This is a genomic window from Cupriavidus basilensis (assembly GCF_000832305.1).
Classification (GTDB): Bacteria; Pseudomonadota; Gammaproteobacteria; order Burkholderiales; family Burkholderiaceae; genus Cupriavidus; species Cupriavidus basilensis_F.
Window position 1 is genome coordinate 3,513,642 of the sequence record NZ_CP010536.1, and the last position, 19,409, is coordinate 3,533,050.

18 protein-coding genes are annotated in these 19,409 nt (G+C 63.5%); 5 read left to right on the top strand and 13 right to left on the bottom strand.

Annotation, left to right across the window (positions count from 1 at the left end; translation table 11 throughout):
* Positions 1–93 precede the first annotated feature (93 nt).
* From lptF to RR42_RS16240, 3 genes are read left to right on the top strand one after another with little or no spacing between them, the layout of a single operon-like run.
* Positions 94–1,218, top strand: a complete 1,125-nt coding sequence (gene lptF / locus RR42_RS16230) for an LPS export ABC transporter permease LptF (RefSeq protein ID WP_043348900.1) — start codon at positions 94–96, stop codon at positions 1,216–1,218.
* Entirely contained in the window at positions 1,215–2,369 is a 1,155-nt protein-coding gene (gene lptG, locus RR42_RS16235) for an LPS export ABC transporter permease LptG (protein WP_043348904.1), read from the top strand. The genes lptF and lptG overlap by 4 nt, the downstream gene beginning before the upstream one ends.
* Before the next feature lie 44 nt (positions 2,370–2,413).
* Positions 2,414–2,818 (top strand): sirohydrochlorin chelatase, encoded by a 405-nt coding sequence (locus RR42_RS16240; RefSeq protein ID WP_043348907.1) that lies wholly within the window; start codon positions 2,414–2,416, stop codon positions 2,816–2,818.
* A gap of 190 nt (positions 2,819–3,008) precedes the next feature.
* Here the strand turns inward: RR42_RS16240 and cobA are convergent, their stop codons facing one another.
* From cobA to RR42_RS16275, 7 genes are all read right to left on the bottom strand, one after another.
* Entirely contained in the window at positions 3,009–3,779 is a 771-nt protein-coding gene (gene cobA, locus RR42_RS16245) for a uroporphyrinogen-III C-methyltransferase (RefSeq protein WP_043348910.1), read from the bottom strand.
* A 47-nt stretch (positions 3,780–3,826) separates the two neighbouring features.
* Positions 3,827–5,131, bottom strand: a complete 1,305-nt coding sequence (locus RR42_RS16250) for a sulfate adenylyltransferase subunit 1 (RefSeq protein WP_043348915.1) — start codon at positions 5,129–5,131, stop codon at positions 3,827–3,829.
* Positions 5,132–5,273: 142 nt separating this feature from the next.
* The gene (gene cysD / locus RR42_RS16255) at positions 5,274–6,236 is read right to left on the bottom strand and encodes a sulfate adenylyltransferase subunit CysD (protein ID WP_043348919.1); all 963 of its coding nucleotides are present in this window, start codon (positions 6,234–6,236) and stop codon (positions 5,274–5,276) included.
* An 11-nt stretch (positions 6,237–6,247) separates the two neighbouring features.
* A complete protein-coding gene (locus RR42_RS16260; protein WP_043348922.1) occupies positions 6,248–7,036 on the bottom strand; it encodes a phosphoadenylyl-sulfate reductase in 789 nt (262 codons plus the stop codon).
* Positions 7,033–7,614 carry a DUF934 domain-containing protein gene (locus tag RR42_RS16265; protein WP_043348925.1) on the bottom strand — a complete coding sequence of 194 codons (582 nt, stop codon included), beginning with the start codon at positions 7,612–7,614 and terminating at the stop codon, positions 7,033–7,035. Before RR42_RS16265 ends, RR42_RS16260 begins: the two co-directional genes overlap by 4 nt.
* Positions 7,615–7,631: 17 nt before the next feature.
* Complete coding sequence (locus tag RR42_RS16270) at positions 7,632–9,311, bottom strand: nitrite/sulfite reductase (RefSeq protein ID WP_043348929.1); 1,680 nt, start codon at positions 9,309–9,311, stop codon at positions 7,632–7,634.
* A 29-nt stretch (positions 9,312–9,340) separates the two neighbouring features.
* Entirely contained in the window at positions 9,341–10,114 is a 774-nt protein-coding gene (locus RR42_RS16275) for a sulfite exporter TauE/SafE family protein (RefSeq protein WP_043348932.1), read from the bottom strand.
* 156 nt (positions 10,115–10,270) lie between these two features.
* Between RR42_RS16275 and RR42_RS16280 the strand changes: the two genes are divergently transcribed.
* On the top strand, positions 10,271–11,212 hold the full coding sequence (locus RR42_RS16280) for a CysB family HTH-type transcriptional regulator (protein ID WP_043348936.1): 942 nt from the start codon (positions 10,271–10,273) through the stop codon (positions 11,210–11,212).
* Between the two features lie 193 nt (positions 11,213–11,405).
* Positions 11,406–12,557 carry a 50S ribosomal protein L11 methyltransferase gene (locus tag RR42_RS16285; protein WP_043348939.1) on the top strand — a complete coding sequence of 384 codons (1,152 nt, stop codon included), beginning with the start codon at positions 11,406–11,408 and terminating at the stop codon, positions 12,555–12,557.
* A gap of 325 nt (positions 12,558–12,882) precedes the next feature.
* Here RR42_RS16285 and RR42_RS16290 read toward each other — a convergent pair whose 3' ends face one another.
* From RR42_RS16290 to RR42_RS16315, 6 genes are read right to left on the bottom strand one after another with little or no spacing between them, the layout of a single operon-like run.
* A complete protein-coding gene (locus tag RR42_RS16290; RefSeq protein ID WP_144409833.1) occupies positions 12,883–13,782 on the bottom strand; it encodes a hypothetical protein in 900 nt (299 codons plus the stop codon).
* A 4-nt stretch (positions 13,783–13,786) separates the two neighbouring features.
* Positions 13,787–14,068: a PAAR domain-containing protein gene (locus RR42_RS16295; protein WP_043348947.1), complete on the bottom strand. Its 282-nt coding sequence runs from the start codon at positions 14,066–14,068 to the stop codon at positions 13,787–13,789.
* 41 nt (positions 14,069–14,109) lie between these two features.
* Positions 14,110–15,366, bottom strand: a complete 1,257-nt coding sequence (gene tssL, locus RR42_RS16300) for a type VI secretion system protein TssL, long form (protein WP_144409834.1) — start codon at positions 15,364–15,366, stop codon at positions 14,110–14,112.
* A 5-nt stretch (positions 15,367–15,371) separates the two neighbouring features.
* Positions 15,372–16,466: a hypothetical protein gene (locus RR42_RS39705; RefSeq protein WP_144409835.1), complete on the bottom strand. Its 1,095-nt coding sequence runs from the start codon at positions 16,464–16,466 to the stop codon at positions 15,372–15,374.
* A 5-nt stretch (positions 16,467–16,471) separates the two neighbouring features.
* Positions 16,472–17,446, bottom strand: a complete 975-nt coding sequence (locus RR42_RS39710; RefSeq protein ID WP_144409836.1) for a hypothetical protein — start codon at positions 17,444–17,446, stop codon at positions 16,472–16,474.
* Positions 17,401–19,407 (bottom strand): zinc-dependent metalloprotease family protein, encoded by a 2,007-nt coding sequence (locus tag RR42_RS16315; RefSeq protein WP_144409837.1) that lies wholly within the window; start codon positions 19,405–19,407, stop codon positions 17,401–17,403. Before RR42_RS16315 ends, RR42_RS39710 begins: the two co-directional genes overlap by 46 nt.
* Positions 19,408–19,409: the final 2 nt, after the last annotated feature.

Below are 19,409 nucleotides of genomic sequence, written 5' to 3' on the forward strand. Positions count from 1 at the left end.
CCGCGATTTGCCGCCGCCGGTCCGCTATGCTTGCCAGCAAGCCCCCGGCACCGACATCGCCCGCGCCGGCCGGCAGCCCGGAACCGACTCCGCATGATCTTTCAACAAGCCTTGCGTCGCGAGCTCGCATACACCGCCGGCGCGGTGTTTCTGGTCATGCTGACCTTCATGCTGACCTCGCTCGTAATCCGTATTCTCGGCATGGCCGCCAATGGCCAGGCCAGCCCCAATGACGTCCTGATGCTGATCGGCCTGGCCACCATCGGCTACCTGTCGATCCTGCTGTCCGCCACCCTGTTCATCTCCACCCTGATCGTGCTCACGCGCTGGTACAAGGACTCGGAGATGGTGGTGTGGTTCTCGGCCGGCATCTCGCTGCGCGACCTGGTCAAGCCGGTGCTGCAGTTTGCCGCGCCCTTCATCATCATGTCGCTGCTGCTGGGCATGTTCGCCTGGCCGTGGGCCAACCAGCAAAGCGCGCTGTTCCGCGACCGCTTCGAGCAGCGCGGCGTGCTGTCCATGATTGCCGCCGGCCGCTTCATCGAGCCGGCCAAGGGCAATTACGTGCTGTTCATCGAAGGCATCGACGCCGACATGAAGCACGCGCGCAACGTCTTCGTGGCCAACGCCGAGGCCGACAAGATCGGCGTGGCGCTGGCCCACCAGGGCCAGTTCCAGACCATGCCCAACGGCGACCGCATGGTGGTGATGGAAAACGGCCGCCGCTATGCCGGCACGCCCGGCAAGATCGACTACCGCATCGTCGAGTTCGACCAGTACGCGGTCAAGGTGGACAACAAACCACCTGAGTCGGACGCCAACCTGCCGACCAAGAGCCGCGACACCATCGACCTGCTGCGCAACCGCACCAACGAGAACCTGGGCGAATTGCTGTGGCGCCTGTCGCTGCCGCTGCTGGCCTTCAATTTCGTGCTGATCGCCATCCCGCTTGCCTACGTCAACCCGCGCCTGGGCCGCTACACGCCCCTGGTCTTCGCGGTGCTGATCTACCTGACCTACAGTAACGTGATCAATCTCTCGCAGGCCTGGGTGCGCTCCGGCTCCATCCCGTTCTCGTTGGCCTGGTGGCCGTTCCACCTGATCGCCCTGCTGGGCGCGGTGATGCTGTTCCGCTACCGCCAGAACCGCAGCCTGGGTGGCTGGCGCGCGGTCTTCGGCCTGCCCCGCAAGGGCGGCGCCCGGGGGACCCAGGCATGAAGGTATTGCGCGTCTACGAGCGTTATTTCGCGCGGCTGATCTACGGCGTCTTCGCCTTCATCCTGTTTGCGGTGCTGGCGCTGTTCGTGTTCTTCGACATGCTCAGCGAGCTCGAGAGCGTGGCCGGCCGCTACACCTCGCTGGTGGCGTTCTTCCACGTCATCCTGCAGGCGCCCACCCGCATCTATGAGGTGCTGCCGATCGCCGTGCTGATCAGCGCCATCTATGTGTTCTCGCAACTCGCCAGCCAGTCCGAGTACACCATTTTCCGGGTGGCCGGGCTGAATACGCGCCAGGCGCTGTTCTCGCTGTTCAAGCTGGCGATTCCGCTGGCCATCGCCACGTTTATCTTCGGCGAGTTCATCGGCCCGAAGGCCGAGCAGTACGCGCAGAAGGTCAAGCTCGAAGCACTGGGCGCCACGGTTTCGGCGGGCTTTCGCTCCGGCGTGTGGGTCAAGGACCGCGACCGCGATGCCTCCATGGGCCATGAGGTCACGCGCTTCGTCAACGTGGCCGGCCTGCGGCCCGACCAAAGCATCACCGGCGTCACCATTTACGAGTTCGACGACCAATACCGGCTGAGCGTGATCCGCGTGGCCAAGGAAGGCCGCTACGAGGGCGGCCAGTCCTGGCAGCTCACCGGCGTGACCGAGACCCACTTCCTGGAACTGCCCAGGGGCAAGCCCGGCCAGGCGGACGCCCTGGCACCCGCCTTCCGCGGCGAGCAGCAAAGCGTGCCCACCATGGCCATGCGCTCCGAGCTGACGCCGCAGATCCTGTCGGTGCTGCTGGTGGAGCCGGAGCGGATGTCCACGGTGGACCTGTTCCGCTATATCCGCCACCTGCGCGACAACAAGCAGGATACCCAGCGCTACGAGATCGCCTTCTGGAAGAAAGTGATCTACCCGCTGACCCTGTTCGTGATGGTGGCGCTGGCCCTGCCCTTTGCCTACCTGCACGCGCGGGCCGGCGCGGTGGGCGTGAAGGTGTTCGGCGGCATCATGCTGGGGCTGTCCTTCCACTTGTCCAACACCCTGTTCTCGCACGTGGGGCTGCTGCATACCTGGCCGCCCATCGTCTCGGCGCTGATCCCCGGCACGCTGTACCTGCTGGTGGCGCTTGGCGCGTTGCGCTGGGTGGACCGGCATTAAGCAGCCAGCCAGCGCAAGCATTGAGAATGCATTGAGGCTCGAAGATGAATACCACGCCCCTTCCCCGCCAGGCCATGGTGCTGTTCGGCCATGGCGCGCGCGATGCGCGCTGGCGCGAGCCGTTTGACCGGCTGCACGCCAGGCTGACAGCCGCGCTGCCGGATTGCGCGGTGCGCCTGGCCTTCCTGGAACTGATGACGCCTTCGCTGCCGGATACGCTGGCGGAGCTGGCCGCCGGGGGCGTTACCGACATCAATGTGGTGCCGGTGTTCTTTGGCCAGGGCGGGCATCTGCGGCGGGACCTGCCGGCGTTGCTGGATGATTGCCGGAGCCAGCTTGCGGGGGTGACGATCCGCTGCGCGGCGGCTGTCGGCGAGGATGACAGCGTGCTGGATGCGATTGCGGCTTATTGCGTGGTGACGCTCGCCGGCGCGGAACAGCGCACCTGAGACATCGAACGAAGCCGAAGAACAGGCCAAGGCCGCACGCCATGACGACGGCTGTCTCTCCCTCTCCCGCAAGCGGGAGAGGGAGCAAACCGGCGCAGCCCGAAAGCACACCAGCACACAAGCACACAAGCGCAAAGAAAAAGCCGGACAACGCTACGTTGTCCGGCTTTTTTACATCGCACCCAGTGCTTCAGGCCGCGCGAGTCTGCGCGTATGCAACGTCGCCATCCGCATCCTGCGGCACCACCTCGCTAGAGCGCGAGGCCAGCGCTTCGCCGATCATCAGCAGGCTGGGATGCACCGGATTGATCCAGGCCGCCGCCTCGCCCGCCGCCATCTGCCGCAGCGTGAACTGGCGGCTGCGCTGGTGCGCGGAGGTCGCGGCCTCGACCACCCAGGCGGGCGTGGAAGCCGGCTTGCCGTGCGCGATCAGCTGCGCGGCGATGGATGCCGCCTGGTCGCGGCCCATGTAATACACCACCGTATCGGCCTTGACATCAGCCTCCACGTCGATCGTGTCAGCCGCCTTGGATTGCGTCGCAAACGCCACGCTGCGCGACACGCCGCGCTTGGTGAGCGGCTTGCGGATAGCGGATGCGGCCGCCAGCGCGGCGGTGATGCCCGGCACGATCTCGTACTCGATGCCGGCTTCTTCCAGCGCCTGCAGTTCCTCGTCGGCGCGGCCGAACAGCATCGGATCCCCACCCTTCAAGCGCACCACGCGCTCGAACTTGCTGGCCTGGTCCACGATCTGGCGGTTGATGAACAACTGCGCGGTGGAGCGCTGGCCGCAGCGCTTACCCACCTCGATCAGCTGCGCCTGCGGACACCATGCCAGCATCTCGGGCGAGACCAGCGCATCGTGCAGCACCACCTGGGCTTCGCCCAAAAGCCGTGCACCGCGCACCGTAATGAGGTCCGCGGCGCCGGGACCCGCGCCGATCAGATAGACCTTGCCCATGCCATGCTCCTTCGCGCTCACTTGATCGCTTTGTCTATGTACTCGCCTCAAGCGAATGCACGGATCATGCCAGCGGCCACGGTGTGGTTGGTGGCTTCGTCGATCAGCACGAAAGCGCCGGTTGCCGGGTTGTCGCCATAGTTGTCGCAGACGATGGGCTTTTGCAGCGAGATCTGCACCGAGCCGATATCGTTCAGGCCGATTTCGTGGCGGTCGGTCTCGTGCAGCAGGGTATGCACATCCAGCACGCGATCCACCGACGACACCCGCGCGAACACGCTGGCCGTGGTGTGCTTGAGCACATACTTGCGGGCCGGATTGAGCGATTCGTCGTCGAACCAGCACAGGTCGGCGGTCAGCTTCTTGGCCGAAACGCTGTCCGCGGCGGCAGCCACGAACATATCACCGCGTGACACATCCACGTCTTCCGACAAACGCACAGTCACCGTCTCGCCCACGCTGGCCGATTCGGCCACGCCGTTGGGGGTCAGCACTTCGGCCACCAGCGCATCGCGGTTGGCCGGCAGCACGCGCAGCTTCTGGCCCACGCGCACGGTGCCTGCCTCGACCCGGCCGGCATAGCCGCGGAAGTCGTCAGCCTGGGCGCCGTCCTGGCGGATCACCAGCTGCACCGGGAAACGCAGCGCGGCGTCGCCTTCGGGTGCGGGTTCTTCCACCGGCAGGGCTTCGAGCAGCGGCAGCAGCGGCTCGCCCTGGTACCACGGCATGGCCTGGCTGGCGTTGACGATATTGTCGCCACGCAGCGCCGACACCGGCACGTAGCGCACATCCTTCAAACCCAGCTGGCTGGCCAGCTCGGTGTAGGCGGCGCGGATCTGGTTGAAGCGCTCTTCGCTGAATTCGACCAGGTCCATCTTGTTGATGGCCACGATCACGTGTTGCAGCTCCAGCAGCTTCAGGATGGCCGAATGGCGCTTGGTCTGCGCCAGCAGCTCGGCGCGGCCATCGGTCACCGTCACGCGGGTGGCGTCGACCAGCACGATGGCGGCGTGCGCGGTGGAGGCGCCCGTCACCATGTTGCGGGTGTACTGCTCATGCCCCGGCGTGTCCGCGATGATGAACTTGCGGCGCGCGGTGGAGAAGTAGCGATAAGCCACGTCGATGGTGATGCCCTGCTCGCGCTCGGCTTCCAGGCCATCGGTCAGCAGCGAGAAATCGATCTGCTCGCCGGCGGTACGCTTGTTCTTGGCGTTGGTCAGCGCGGTCAGCTGATCGGACAGCACAGCCTTGCTGTCATACAGCAGGCGGCCAATCAGGGTGCTCTTGCCATCGTCGACCGAACCTGCGGTGATAAAACGCAGCAGGCCTTGGTGTAGTGCTTGGGTGCTCATGTCAGATCCTTTCTTCGCCTTCCCCCGGGGCGCTTACCCCGGCGCAGATGCGGGAGGCAGCGCTAGGCGCGCGGGGGCGACGTGTACATCGGTACACGAGCACCCGCGCAACGACGCGATGTGCCCGCATATGCGTCCGGAGTTAGAAGTAGCCTTCTTTCTTGCGGCGTTCCATGGACGCTTCGCTCGTCTGGTCGTCCATCCGCGTGGCGCCGCGCTCGGTGATCTCGGTCACGGCCGTCTCGGCGATGATCTCGATCGGCGAGGCCGCAACGCTGGCCACCGGGCAGGTGCAGCTGATGTCGCCCACGGTGCGGAAACGCACGGACAACACTTCGCTGACGTCGCCGTCCTGCTTCGGCGTGATCGGCGTGACCGGCACCAGCAGGCCGTTCTTCTTCACCACTTCGCGCTGGTGCGCGTAGTAGATCGGGGGCAGCTCAAGCTCTTCGCGGGCGATGTACTGCCACACGTCCAGCTCGGTCCAGTTGGAGATCGGGAACACACGCATCTGCTCGCCGGCCGCCATGCGGGCGTTGTACAGGCTCCACAGTTCCGGGCGCTGGGCCTTCGGGTCCCATTGGCCGAACTCGTCGCGGAAGGAGAAGATGCGTTCCTTGGCACGCGCCTTTTCTTCGTCGCGGCGGGCGCCGCCCATCAGCGCGTCGTACTTGTTGGCTTCGATGGTTTCCAGCAGGGTCACGGCTTGCGCGGCATTGCGCGAGTCGGTTTCCTTGCGCAGGCGCACGGTGCCGCGCTTGATGGAATCTTCCACATGGCCCACCACCAGGCGCGCGCCAAGCTCGGCCACGCGCTGGTCACGGAACGTGATCACTTCCGGGTAGTTGTGGCCGGTGTCGATATGCACCAGCGGGAACGGCAACTCGGTCTTGCGGTCGCCCAGGCGGAAGGCCTTGAGCGCCAAGTGCAGCATGACGATCGAGTCCTTGCCGCCCGAGAACAGCAGCGCCGGGTTGCGGCACTCCGCCACCACCTCGCGGATGATGTAGATGGATTCCGCCTCGAGCTTGTCGAGGTGATCGTTTTGCACTTGCAGCAGGTGCGCCACTTCCGGCGCGCCGGTCAGTTCGTTCATGATGCCCATTTCGTCTGGCCTCAATGCTTGATGTTCTGTTCGTGAAGCCCGCACTCTTTCGAGTCCTTGCTCTCCCACCACCACCGCCCGGCGCGTACATCCTCGCCAGCGCGCACGGCACGCGTACAAGGCTCGCAGCCGATGCTGGGGTAACCCTTGGCATGCAGCGCGTTGACCGGCACTTGATGGCGCTTCAGGTAAGCCCACACCTCAGCCTCGCTCCAGTCGGCGAGCGGGTTGAACTTGGGAATGCCGCGTGCCTCGTCCATTTCCTCGAACGGCAGCTCCGAGCGCGTCACCGCCTGCTCGCGGCGCTGGCCGGTCAGCCAGGCGTCCGCGTGGGACAGCGCGCGGTTCAGCGGCTCCACCTTGCGGATGCCGCAGCAGCTCTTGCGCAGGTCCACGCTGTCGTAAAACGCGTTCAGGCCATGGTTCTTCAGGTAGTTCTCCACCGCCTCGGGGTCCGGCGTGAAGCGCTCGATGTCGTAGCCGTAATGCGCCTTGACCTCATCGAGCACCGCCAGCGTCTCGGCATGCAGGCGTCCGGTTTGCAGCGTGAACACGCGGATGCCGGCGCGCACGGCCTCGGTGCCGCGCAGGATGGCATCGGTCACCACCATGTCTTCGGCCGCCAGGCTGGACGCAAAGCGGGCGCGGAAAAAGCGGCCGGCGATCTCCGCCAGGCGCAGGCCCAGCGCGCGCTCCTTGGCCTCCAGGTCCGCCACGCTGCCGGTGTACTCCGGCGCGGTCCACAGCGCCGGCGGGCGCAGTGACGAGACGGCAGCCTCGACGATTGCAATCTCGCTCATGCCGTTTCCTTGCCCAGCGCTTCGGCGCGGTTGCGGCGAAACAGCGGCAGCGGCTCATCCACCGATGCCTGGTAAGCCACGGTGAACTCGGTGAAACCCTTGATGGCGTCATCGATGTTCTTGTCCGCGCGCACCGCGAAGGCGTCAAAGCCGCAGCGCTTCATGAAATTCAGCTGGTCGCGCAGCACGTCGCCAATGGCGCGCAGCTGGCCGGTCCAGTTGTAGCGGGTGCGCAGCAGGTAGGCGGTGGAAAAACCACGGCCATCGCGGAACACGGGGAAATCCACCGCCACCACGGCCACGCTGGCAAACGCGGCCTGCGCGTCGGCCGGCTCGTCTTCCGGCGCCAGCCAGATGCCGGTGATGTCGGCAGCGCGGCCAGCCAGCACGCCGTCCTTGTGCGCCAGCCATGCGGCCAGCGGGAACAGCACAGCGTCCTTGCCTTGCGCGGCGGCGGCGATCTGCTCGTCGGTCAGGGCCGCGCCCTCGGCACCGCGCAGCACCGTCCATGCGTCGTCGATGATGACCGGAACCGGGTTGGCGCCTTCGCCGCGTTGCAGTTGAATAATCTTTGCCATGTCGTTATCTCCGGTGCTCAGGCTTCGGCGCGTTCGCGTTGTTTGTCGGCGTAGACGCGTTCCTTGAACGGGGCGATGCCGATACGGCCCAGCACGTCGATGAAGCGTTCGTCGTCATGGCGGTTGGCCACATAGGTGTCGATGATGTGCGACACCACGTCCGGCATTTCCTCAGCCTTGAACGACGGGCCAATCACCTTGCCGATGGCGCTCTTGTTGCCTTGCGCGCCGCCCAGCGTCACCTGGTACCACTCTTCGCCGTCCTTATCCACGCCCAGCACGCCGATGTTGCCAACGTGGTGGTGGCCGCAAGCGTTGATGCAACCCGAGATATTGAGCGAGATCTCGCCCAGGTCGTGCACGTAGTCCAGGTTGTCGAAACGCTCCTGGATGGCCAGCGCGATCGGGATCGACTTGGCATTGGCCAGCGAGCAGAAATCGCCGCCCGGGCAGGCGATGATGTCGGTCAGCAGGCCGATGTTGGCGGTGGCCAGGCCGCCCTTCTTGGCCTCTTGCCACAGCGCGTACAGGTCGCGCTTCTTCACGTCCGGCAGCACCAGGTTCTGCTCGTGCGCCACGCGCAGCTCGCCGTAGCCGTAGCGGTCGGCCAGATCCGCCACCAGGTCGATCTGCGCATCGGTGGCATCTCCCGGGGGCGATGCGGGGCCGGGCTTGGTCGACAGCGTGATCGCCGCGTAGCCCGGCACCTTGTGCGCATGCACGCTGCGGCTCACCCAGCGCGCGAACGCCTTGTCTTCCAGCAGGTGCTTTTCATACGAAGCATCGGTGTCCGGCAGCTTGTCGTAGGCCGGGGGCGCGAAGTACTGCGCCACGCGGTCGAACTCGGCCTGCGTGATGGTGGCGGGGCCATCCTTGCTGTGCTGCCATTCTTCCTCGACTTCCTGCGCGAACTTCTCCGCGCCGATCGCCTTCACCAGGATCTTGATGCGCGCCTTGTACTTGTTGTCGCGGCGTCCATAGCGGTTGTACACGCGAATGGCCGATTCCACGTACGACAGCAGGTGCTGCCAGGGCAGGTCTTCCTTGATCACCGAACCCAGGATCGGGGTGCGGCCCAGGCCGCCGCCGGCCAGGATGCGCAGGCGCGTTTCGCCCTGGGCGTTGCGGTAAGCGTAGATGCCGATATCGTGCATCTGCACCACGGCGCGGTCATCGGCCGAAGCGGAGATGGCGATCTTGAACTTGCGCGGCAGGAACGCAAATTCCGGCTGGAACGTGCTCCACTGGCGCAGCAGCTCAGCCAGCACGCGCGGGTCCACGGACTCATCGGGCGCAACGCCGGCGAAGTGGTCGGTGGTGATGTTGCGCACGCAGTTGCCGGAGGTCTGGATGCCGTGCATCTCGACGCTGGCCAGCTCCGCCAGCACGTCGGGCACGCGCTCCAGCTCCATCCAGTTGTACTGGATGTTCTGGCGGGTGGAGAAGTGGCCGTAGCCGCGGTCATACTCGCGCGCGATATGGCCCAGCATGCGCATCTGCTTGCTCGACAGCAGGCCGTACGGAATCGCCACGCGCAGCATGTAGGCATGGCGCTGCATGTACAGGCCGTTTTGCAAGCGCAGCGGCAGGAATTCTTCCTCGGTCAGCTCGTCGGACAGGCGGCGGCGCACCTGGTCACGGAACTGGGCTACGCGCTCGTTGACGATGCGCTGGTCGTATTGGTCGTACTGATACATGGTGTGGGTCCGTTCAGTATTCGTTGAATTCAGGAGACGAGCTTGATGGCGACCAGCGTCAGCGTGGTAGCCAGCGCGGCACGCACCAGCCGCTCGGGCAACGCCCGCGACAGTTGCGCGCCCAGCCAGATGCCGGGGATCGAGCCCACCAGCAAGGCCAGCAAAAGGGTCCAGTTCACCGTGCCCAGCCACACATGGCCCAGGCCGGCAAGCGCCGTCAACGGGACGGCGTAGGCGATATCGGTGCCCGCCACTTCGGCAGGCTTCATGCGGGGATAGAGCAGCAGGATCAAGGTGGCGCCAACCGCACCGGCGCCGATCGAGGACACCGTCACCAGCACGCCGATCACGGCGCCCACCACGATGGTGGCAATGGTCTGGGCGCGGCCTTCAAGCTGGAAACGGGGGTTGCGCGACAGCCAGGCCAGCATCTGCTTGCGGAACAGCAGCGACAATACCGTCAGGATCACCGACACGCCGATGGTCAGGCGGATCGCGTGCAGCCACTGCGCGTTAAGCTCGCCGGCGCTCTTGAGCACCAGGATGGCCACCACCGCGGCCGGCAGGCTGCCGATGCACAGGCGGCGCACCACCTGCCACTGCACATGGCCGTGGGCGCGGTGCGCCAGCGTGCCGAAACCCTTGGTGATGGCGGCGAAAGCCAGGTCCGTGCCGACCGCCGTGGCCGGCGAAAAGCCGAATATCAGGGTCAGCAGCGGCGTCATGAGCGAACCCCCGCCTACCCCGGTCAGACCGACGAGGACGCCTACTAGCAGACCAGAAACGGTATAGGCAAGAGACATTGGGGTTCACCTGGCCGGTAAGCGCCCGTTGCTGCCTAAAAGTGAGGCAAGCACACGGAGGTTCCGACCGTTCATTAACAAAGTTCGAGAATCGTAATAAACTGGCCTCATATCTCAAACTAATAAGAAGTTGTTTGTTTATACGAACACAGTTATATGAACCTGCATCAGTTCCGCTTTGTGCGCGAAGCCGTACGTCAGAACTACAACCTGACCGAAGCCGCTAAAGCGCTCTACACGTCACAACCGGGTGTCTCCAAAGCCATCATCGAGCTGGAAGAAGAGCTCGGCGTGGACATCTTTACCCGCCACGGCAAGCGCATCCGCAGCCTGACGGAGCCCGGCCGCCGCATCCTGGAGTCGGTAGAGAAGATCCTGCAAGAAGTGGAAAGCCTGAAACGCGTAGGCAAGGACTACGCCGCCCAGGACCAGGGCAACTTCACCATCGCCACCACCCACACGCAGGCGCGTTACGCCCTGCCCCGGGTGATCGCGGAGTTTACCAAGCGCTACCCTAAAGTGCGCCTTTCCATACAACAGGGCAATCCCACCCAGATCGCCGACATGGTGCTGCACGACCACGCCGACATCGGGATCGCCACCGAAGGCATCTCGGCCGACAAAAACCTCATCTCCCTGCCCGGCTACCAATGGCAGCACGTGGTCGTCATGCCCCCCGACCACCCCCTGCTGGAAAAGAAGCACCTGGCGCTGGAAGACCTGATGGGTTACCCGCTCATCACTTATGATCCCAACTTCGCCGGCCGCCCCAAGATCGACAAAGCCTTCGAGCTGCGCCACCTCAAGCCCGACATCATCCTGGAAGCCATCGACGCCGACGTCATCAAGACCTATGTGGAAATCGGCCTGGGCATTGGCATCGTCGCCGGCGTCGCCTTTGACGCCGAGCGCGACCGCAACCTGCGCGGCATCCCCGCCGGGCACCTGTTCGGCACCAATGTGACGCACCTGGCTGTGAAGCAAGGCGCCTACCTGCGCAGCTTTGTGTATACCTTTATTGAGCTGTTCTCCCCAACGCTCAACCGCAAGCTGGTAGAACAAGCCATGTCGGGCGACCACGAAGCCTACGAACTCTGACGCACCCCATCCAGCGCGGCTGACCAAATATGGATAGCCATCAGCCGCGCCATGCCAGCCCCGCCACGGCGCCCCGGATGCAACCGGCGCGCGGCAGGGACGGATCACCTTGAATGGCCAACCCCGGTTGGCCAGACTTATCAGCACAACGCAGCACAACCCATTGGCCGCCCCAGGCAGCCAGAAAGACCCTATGACAGAGCAAGCCACCATCCACTGGACCGAAAACGGCGAAGAACGCAGCGCAAACTGGCAATCCGAAGCCGGCACGCCCCCGCCCAAGCGCGTCGTCATCGCTGACGACACCACCACCGCCGACACCGCCTACCGCCTCGCCTGCGAAGGCACCGCCATGCTCTGGCGCGGCGACTTCCAGAACGCCCGCCAGCTGCTCCAGGCCCTGGCACGCCGCGCCGACAAGCCCAAGAAAGCCGCCAAGGCATCCAAGGTGCCCAAGGCCAAGCCCACCCCCACCGAAGCCTTCCACCTGCACCGCCAGGCCCAGTCCCAGCGCGCCCGCACGCTCTCCATGCTGCTGCTGCCCTTTGACGCCGACCACCTCGTGCCCCTGCGCCGCTCCCCCGACGTGCGCGAAGCCTGCCTCGAAGCCTACGGCGAGGTCGACGCCCCCTACGTGGCATCCATGCGCGAACTCCTCGGCCTGATCGGCGCCCACGAGTGGCGTAAGAAAGGCGTGGAAATCCCCGCCCTGGCCGAACGCATCCACCCCTACTACGGCGTGTTCTCCCCCGTGCGCGGCGAATACATCGACCTGGTCGCCAAAGCCCAGCTACCCGCCGGCGCCCTCAACCTTGCCTTCGACATCGGCACCGGCACCGGCGTGCTGGCCGCCTTGCTGGCCCAGCGCGGCGTCAAGCGCGTGATCGCCACCGACACGGACCCGCGCGCACTCGCCTGCGCCAGCGACAACATCCACCGCCTGAAGGCCGCCGCCCAGGTCGAAGTGGTGGAAGCCGACCTCTTCCCCGAAGGCCGCGCCCCGCTGGTGGTCTGCAACCCGCCGTGGGTACCGGCACGCCCCAACTCGCCGATCGAACGCGCGGTGTATGACCCGGACTGCCAGATGCTGAAGGGCTTTATCGCCGGGCTGGCGGATCACCTGGAGCCCAAGGGCGAAGGCTGGCTGCTGCTGTCGGACCTGGCGGAACACCTGGGCCTGCGCACGCGGGACCAGTTGCTGGGCTGGATCGATGCAGCCGGGCTGAAGGTGCTGGGGCGGCTGGAGGTCAAGCCCAACCACCCGAAGGCTGCGGACATGACCGACCCGCTGCATGCCGCGCGCGCGGCTGAGGTGACTTCGTTGTGGCGCTTGGGTATCAAGTAAGCTGCAACCGATAAACCGGGCGACGCTCGTCGCCTTGGTTCAAAGACACCAGAGCCGTTTCACCCTCCGCTCTGTTGCCTCCCCTCTCCCGCCTGCGGGAGAGGGGCGGGGGAGAGGGCGGAAGCCCGCAAGAGCGCCACGCGCCCAACCGAAGCAAGCCCCCTACCCCGGCCCCTCCACACGGCACGCGCACTCAACACGCGATAGGCGGATCAAAGGTCGCGCGTAGATGTAGATCACCCCCTTATCACCTCGCTGATACCCGGCACGCTCGCCGAAAAAAGTCCCTGAGGGGTATAAATCGACCGGCACTATCATGCGCGCCTCAAAATGTTTCGCCATTCAGCCTGATGCCAAGTAGACAGGATGACTCTTGTTCGACCAGATACCTGCCGTCGATCCGGTGCACAACATGAACGGTCGCAGGTGCATGTCTACGGTAGTGCAGAATCGTCAGTATCAGACCCGCCAGCACGACGAATTCCAAGGAAAACAAGACCGCCGCATCGCGGTGAATCGTTGGGCTCGGTAACCCGGGGGCTAGCGGCCGTAGCTGAAACAGCACCCACACGAGGGGCAATGCAATGGCGTTGCAGACGCCAAGTGCGACAGGCAGGCTGCGAGGAATGCGCCAGGCGAATCCTGCCGCGCCCAACGCCAACCCGATGATCAGCAGGCACCCCAAGGCAAAGGGATTCGACACAGCCAGCCACGCCGGCAGAAACCAGCCGAGCAGCAGGCCGAGCGCCAGCATGCCCCCGGCCAGCAAAGCAAGGCGCAAGGTCTTGCGTGCATCGAGACGTGCGTGCAGCTTGGCCGCCCAGGATGGCACAGGTGTCGATATCAGCTTTACGTGGTTGTCTGCGCTGATCTCCAGCGCGATCGATTTTGCTTCGAACGCCACGATTTTCCCATGCGCATTGACGGCGTATTGGGCACGGCTGCCATCGTGAAAGTGAATGTCATGCGAAATCATGCCGGCCACACCCGTCATGTCGTGTTCAATGACCTGTGCCGGGTCACCGATGTCCATGCTCGCCACGCGGTCCAAACGCAGCGTCACCGGCTCGGCAGGATAAGTAACCTCCACCACGCCGGCACTCACGATGCTGGAAAGACCGCCGTCTGCACGCAACACGACTCGCTTCGCAACCTTGGCGGCGATCATTCCCGCCTGCAGATAAGACAGTTCAGGGGACCAGGACAGGCAGGAAAAATCGCGCATCTGACTATGCCCCCGCACTCGTGTCGGTGTTCGCAATCAACTGGCAGCCACACGCTGTGCGGTCCCCCTCGCAAGCCACGACGCCGCCTTCGACCGTTAGCCCGGAGCTCGCCTCCACGATCTTGTTAGTGCCGTGCGGCCGGCCATCCGGGTAGATCAGCGGGCAACTGACGAGATCACCCAGGCGCGCCATTGGCTGGCCGTCCAGCAAATCGCTGGCGGACCCACTGATGACTTCGCCGCCATGCGTGGTCTTGTCGCCTTTCTTGATGAGTTTCCTTGGCATTTGGATTGGCTTTGCGACTATTCGACTATCCGACTATTCGACTATTGGGTTACCACCACTTCGACACGCCGGTTTGCAGCGCGACCAGCGATGGTCTTGTTATCGCCAACGGGTTCGCTATCCCCCTTGCCAATCGCTTCGAGCCGGCCCTTGGCGACCCCTTGACTTGCAAGATAAGCACTGACGACGGCGGCGCGTTCTTCGGATAACACCTGATTGGACGGAAAGCGCACGCTCTTGATGGGCTGGTTGTCGCTGTGGCCAATCACTTGCACCTTACCTTGCACCTTGTTGATTTCGCTGGCCACCTTGTTGAGCGTTGGCAACAGTCGCTTGTTCACATCAGCCTGACCGGCACGGAAGATGTCATCGCCCCGGAATACAACAGTGGCGCCCCGGTCGTTGTCGTGGACCGTCACCACGCCACGTGCGATCTCATCCTTGAGCCATTCGGCCAGATGCAGCGCCTGGGGCCACGGTGGCGGCGTCATCCTGCCAATGGCCTCAATCTGCTGCAGCAGATCATGCTGCCTGAGCAGCAACTCGCGTTTCATCCAAGCGAACATCCCCAGGAGAACCACGGCAAGCACTGCAGCCGTCATCCACGGCGACACACTGTACAGACGAGGAAAGCGCCCCGGCGGCGCGGCTTCAATGTGCGGCGACAGTTCTTGGGGGACGGGGCCGTAGTGCTTCAACAGCAAGTCGTACAAGCGCTGCCGAATCGTGTGGTGCTGCCGGTCTCCGTCGGTCATCGTGCGATAACGCCCCATGAATCCCAGGGACATCAAGTAGTAGATCAGTTCGATGACCGCAATATGCTCGTGAGGCGATTCCACCAGACGGCCCAGCACTTGATATACCTTCTCGCCGCCCAGATTGTCCTGGTGGTGTTGAACCAGCAGACTGTGGCTGGCCCACCAGCCCTGCCCCCATTCTTGCTGCAAGACTACGTCGTCCAGCGCCGTGCAGATGGCATAGTGCGAGGCAATGACATGTTCGCGCTTGACGTTGGCGCGCTCGACCAGTGCCTTGAACGTGTCCAGCTCTTCGTTGATCAACTCGCGCAGACGTTCCGTTTCCGCCGGAGCCAACCGCTCCGGTAGGTCGCAGAGACAACGAACCAAGCGCCCTGATGCCTCCAAGATCGGATTCCGGGCACGCTGCACATCGGCGAGACGCTGCTCAAAAATTCGCTGCGGCGGTATCCAGCGAGGCGTCGGCTGCGAATCGTTACCGGCTGCTGGTTTGTTGTCCGGCTCGGGCGAGGGGATGCCTTGCGGGTCCATGTCGGCCATCTTGCTTACACTCCGTTCGTGACCGGATGGGGCTCATCGGTCACCGTGTACCCCAAGTCGCGCAGCTTCTGCTTGACCAGTTCGCGTTGCTCCTTGGAATAGGTCACATCGTCCTCGAGCTTGAACGGCACGTCGATTTTCAGCGTCTTGACAATGATGTTCAGCGCGTAGTCGCGGGCGCGTAGATAGCGCAGTTCTTGGGGTGTCATGGCCGATTCGCTGCCATCCGCGTTATAGCGGCGCAGTCCGATATCCTTGATCGGCATGGGGTCGTTCAGCACGGGAATCAGCACCGGCACAAATTTCGGCGTGCGCCACGCGCGGAACTGATAGAAGATCATGAGCGGGACCGTTTTCCCGTCGCGGTCATCCGCACCCAGCGCACGCGTCATCAATTCCATACTACCGGGGTCGTCCAGCAGCGCGAGGCCGAAGACCGCGCCGACCCGCACGCCATAGTCCTTTGCTCCCACGTAGGGCTTCAGATCGGCGATGCGCTGCTCCGGTGGCACGGGGATCTGCGCCATCGTGAGCAGAAGGTTCTTGTTTTCCTCCTCCTTTGGAGGCTGGAGCTTCGCTTTGAGAATGGGATAGACATCAGGACGAGGGTTCTCGATCAAGCCAAATACGCTTGTTCGACCGCCCCCTTTTCCCAAGCCTTGCGCCAGTAGTGTCGCCGATTCAAGCGTGGGAACCTTCCGAAGAAAACCGTAGGCAATTTCCATCGCGGTACCGCTCGTTCTTGGGTCGCTCACGATGGCGCGGACTTCCGGCACGATGGCATTCTGTTGCTGACGAACATAGGCATAAGCTTCATCCCACTGCTCGTGGTCGATCATTTGTGCCAGGCCAGGCATATTCGGTTGCTCCGGAATGGCGAGATCTTGCGCAGCCCATGTTTGTGGCAATGCAATGGTGCTGGCAAGCAGCGGGCTCAGGCAAAGACGCCTTGCCCAGCGTTGTCGGACGGTGGTGCCCATGCGCTGCGCAAAAATTCGCGGCGGCTGCATCCAGCGAGGCGTCGGCTGCGAATCGTTACCAGCTGCTGGTTTGTTGTCCGGCTCGGGCGAGGGGATGCCTTGCGGGTCCATGTCGGCCATCTTGCTTACACTCCGTTCGTGACCGGATGGGGCTCATCGGTCACCGTGTACCCCAAGTCGCGCAGCTTCTGCTTGACCAGTTCGCGTTGCTCCTTGGAATAGGTCACATCGTCCTCGAGCTTGAACGGCACGTCGATTTTCAGCGTCTTGACAATGATGTTCAGCGCGTAGTCGCGGGCGCGTAGATAGCGCAGTTCTTGGGGTGTCATGGCCGATTCGCTGCCATCCGCGTTATAGCGGCGCAGTCCGATATCCTTGATCGGCATGGGGTCGTTCAGCACGGGAATCAGCACCGGCACAAATTTCGGCGTGCGCCATGCGCGGAACTGATAGAAGATCATGAGTGGGACTTCCTTCTTGCCGCGAACCCCCGAGCCTAGGGCGTGTACCATCAACTCCTCGCTGCCGGGGTCATCCAGCAGCGCGAGGCCGAAGACCGCGCCGACCCGCACTCCATAGTCCTTTGCTCCCACATAGGGCTTCAGATCGACGATGCGCTGCTCCGGTGGCACGGGAATTTGCGCCATCGTGAGCAGGAGATCCCTGTCGCCTTCTTTTGCAGGTGGTCGCATCTGCCCCTTCAGAATTGGGTAAACCTCGGGACGAGGGTTCTCGATCAAGCCAAGTACGCTTGCTTGACCTCCTCCGTTACTAAAGCCTTGCGCCAATAACGTCGCCGATTCAAGCGAGGGGACCTTCCGCAGAAAGCCGTAGGCAATTTCCATCGCGGCACTGCTCGTTCTTGGGTCGCTCACGATAGCGCGGACTTCCGGCACGATGGCATTCTGTTGCCGACGCACATAGGCATAAGCTTCATCCCACTGCTCGTTGTCGATCATTTTTGCCAGGCCAGGCATATTCGTTTGCTCCTGTATGACTTGATCTTGCGCAGCACACACCGGTGGTACAGCTACGGTGCAGGTGAGCAGCAGACTCAGGCAAAAACGCCTTGCCCAGCGTTGTCGGACGGTGGTGCCCATGCCGTTTTCTTCTCCGTTGACGATTCAGACTTGTTGAGTAGTGCGATCCCGCGCGCCGTGACGATTTCAGAAAATGGATCGCTTGACACGACCTTCGGCACCGTCTTGCAACACAGCATCTTGCCGCCCACATGCCAGCCATTGCCAACATCCTGTTGCCGTCCTCGTTGCCGCGTATTGGCGTCCAGTGGACCGATGCCGTTCAAACCGGTATAGACATACATCAGCATCCGGCGAGACCAGAAATCCTCCAGGTTGTGGCGTTCATCCCTGCCTTGCATTTGCACGTGAACATCGTCCCCCTCGGGGTTATGCGTTGCGGGGTGCCATAGTCCGAGAAAATGCCCGATCTCGTGGGCGAAAGTCTGGATGAGCTGATCCTGACTGGAAGGCTGGCCACCATGCATCTGCTCGGCGGCCACCAGGGCGGTATTGCAAAGCCCCCAGCCAATGCCACTACCGATTGTGGATTCCACCACATACATGTTCAGATGCCTCGCCTTGCGATTCAGATTGGTCACCGCGGGGAACTCGTTCACTGCAGGTTGCCCGTTTTTGGCAGGCCTGACGGTCATCGCCCCTGCCTGCGTCAGGTCGATGGTGTCATTCAGCCATTGCTTGACCTCAAAGCGAACCCCCGCTGCCCGCCAGATGTCATTGATCTTGTCGAAGATGGGTCCAAGCCTTGGGCGCTGAAGGGACGGGGCAACCCGTGGAATCTCCGGCTTTCCGGCCTGCCCAATGGACACAAAATGCACCGCCACAGCAACGTTGATGGGCGCGTAGACCTGCACGGCCAGGGTATGTAGTAGCGGCCCGCTGGGACCGCCATAGCGCACTTCAATTGCGGCCGTCGTTCCTTCCGCTTTGTTGCGCAGACCAGCGATGCCCGTCAGCTCGATCAGGTCACCCGTCACCTGACTGATCCTGACCGTGCTTTCATCCGTGCTGACGAAGCTCAGCGGCACGCTTGCCCCGACATGCAGGCGCAGCAGCAACAGGTCAATTCTCTGTCCAGCCATCAGGCTCACGATTGGCCCGTCATGCTCCCGGTAGCCGCGCTCGTCCAGTTCGGGCCTGCCCGGATGAAAGGTGGTCGATTCGTTGTACCGCACGAAACGCACCGGTACAAACCGGTGTCCATCGTAGATTTCGCGTGCCAGCGGCTTTGGCGACGGTCCCGGCGCGGCAGATCCGGCTGTGCCTTTGTCTTTCGGTCGTGGCGGGGGCGGGACGGTACATGGCTCCATGGTGCCCGGAGGGGCGCTGCCGCCGCCCGCTGCCAGCTTGGCGACGAAGTCGGGGTGAAACTGCTTGACGTTCGAGCCAGTGAGGTCGCGGTGAAAGCCAAACGCCTGCGACGGATCGATCTTGCTGCCAGCGAGTTCGTGCCGCTCAATTTCGCCATTGGGCTCAAAGCCGCTGTCCACCTGAAAGCGCAGGATCGCGTCCTCGATTTCGATGTGGTCCAACGTGTCATCGGGAATCTGCGACACAGCCACTTGCCCGGGACGTACGGACCGATAGGGCTTGTCGTAGTAACCCAGCACCATCAGGCGACGCTTGGCACCCTGGATGCCCATCGTCGTCGTGCCGTCGGTCTTCTCGTCATCGCTGTAGTCACGCGCGGTCAACTGGATCAGCGTGCCAAGAATCTCCAGTTCGCCTGTGATGCCAGGTTGCAGGCCCGGCAAGAGAATCTGGCCGTTGGCCCCGGTCGTGCCTTCGCTGTCCGTTTGTCCAGGGATGCGCAGTTTGTAGCTGAGGCCAGCCAACCCGCGCTCGGCCTCAGTGCGGGAGATACCCGGAAACAGTTGGAAATAGATGCGCAATGGGCGCAGCGGCAGCACCACCTTGCACACCGCACCGCCCGGCTTGAGGGTCAACTCCGGATTCGGTGCAGGCCGCGCGGGCGTTCTTGCAGGCGGCTTTTGCGAAGGATGTGCGGAATGGGTCGCCATAA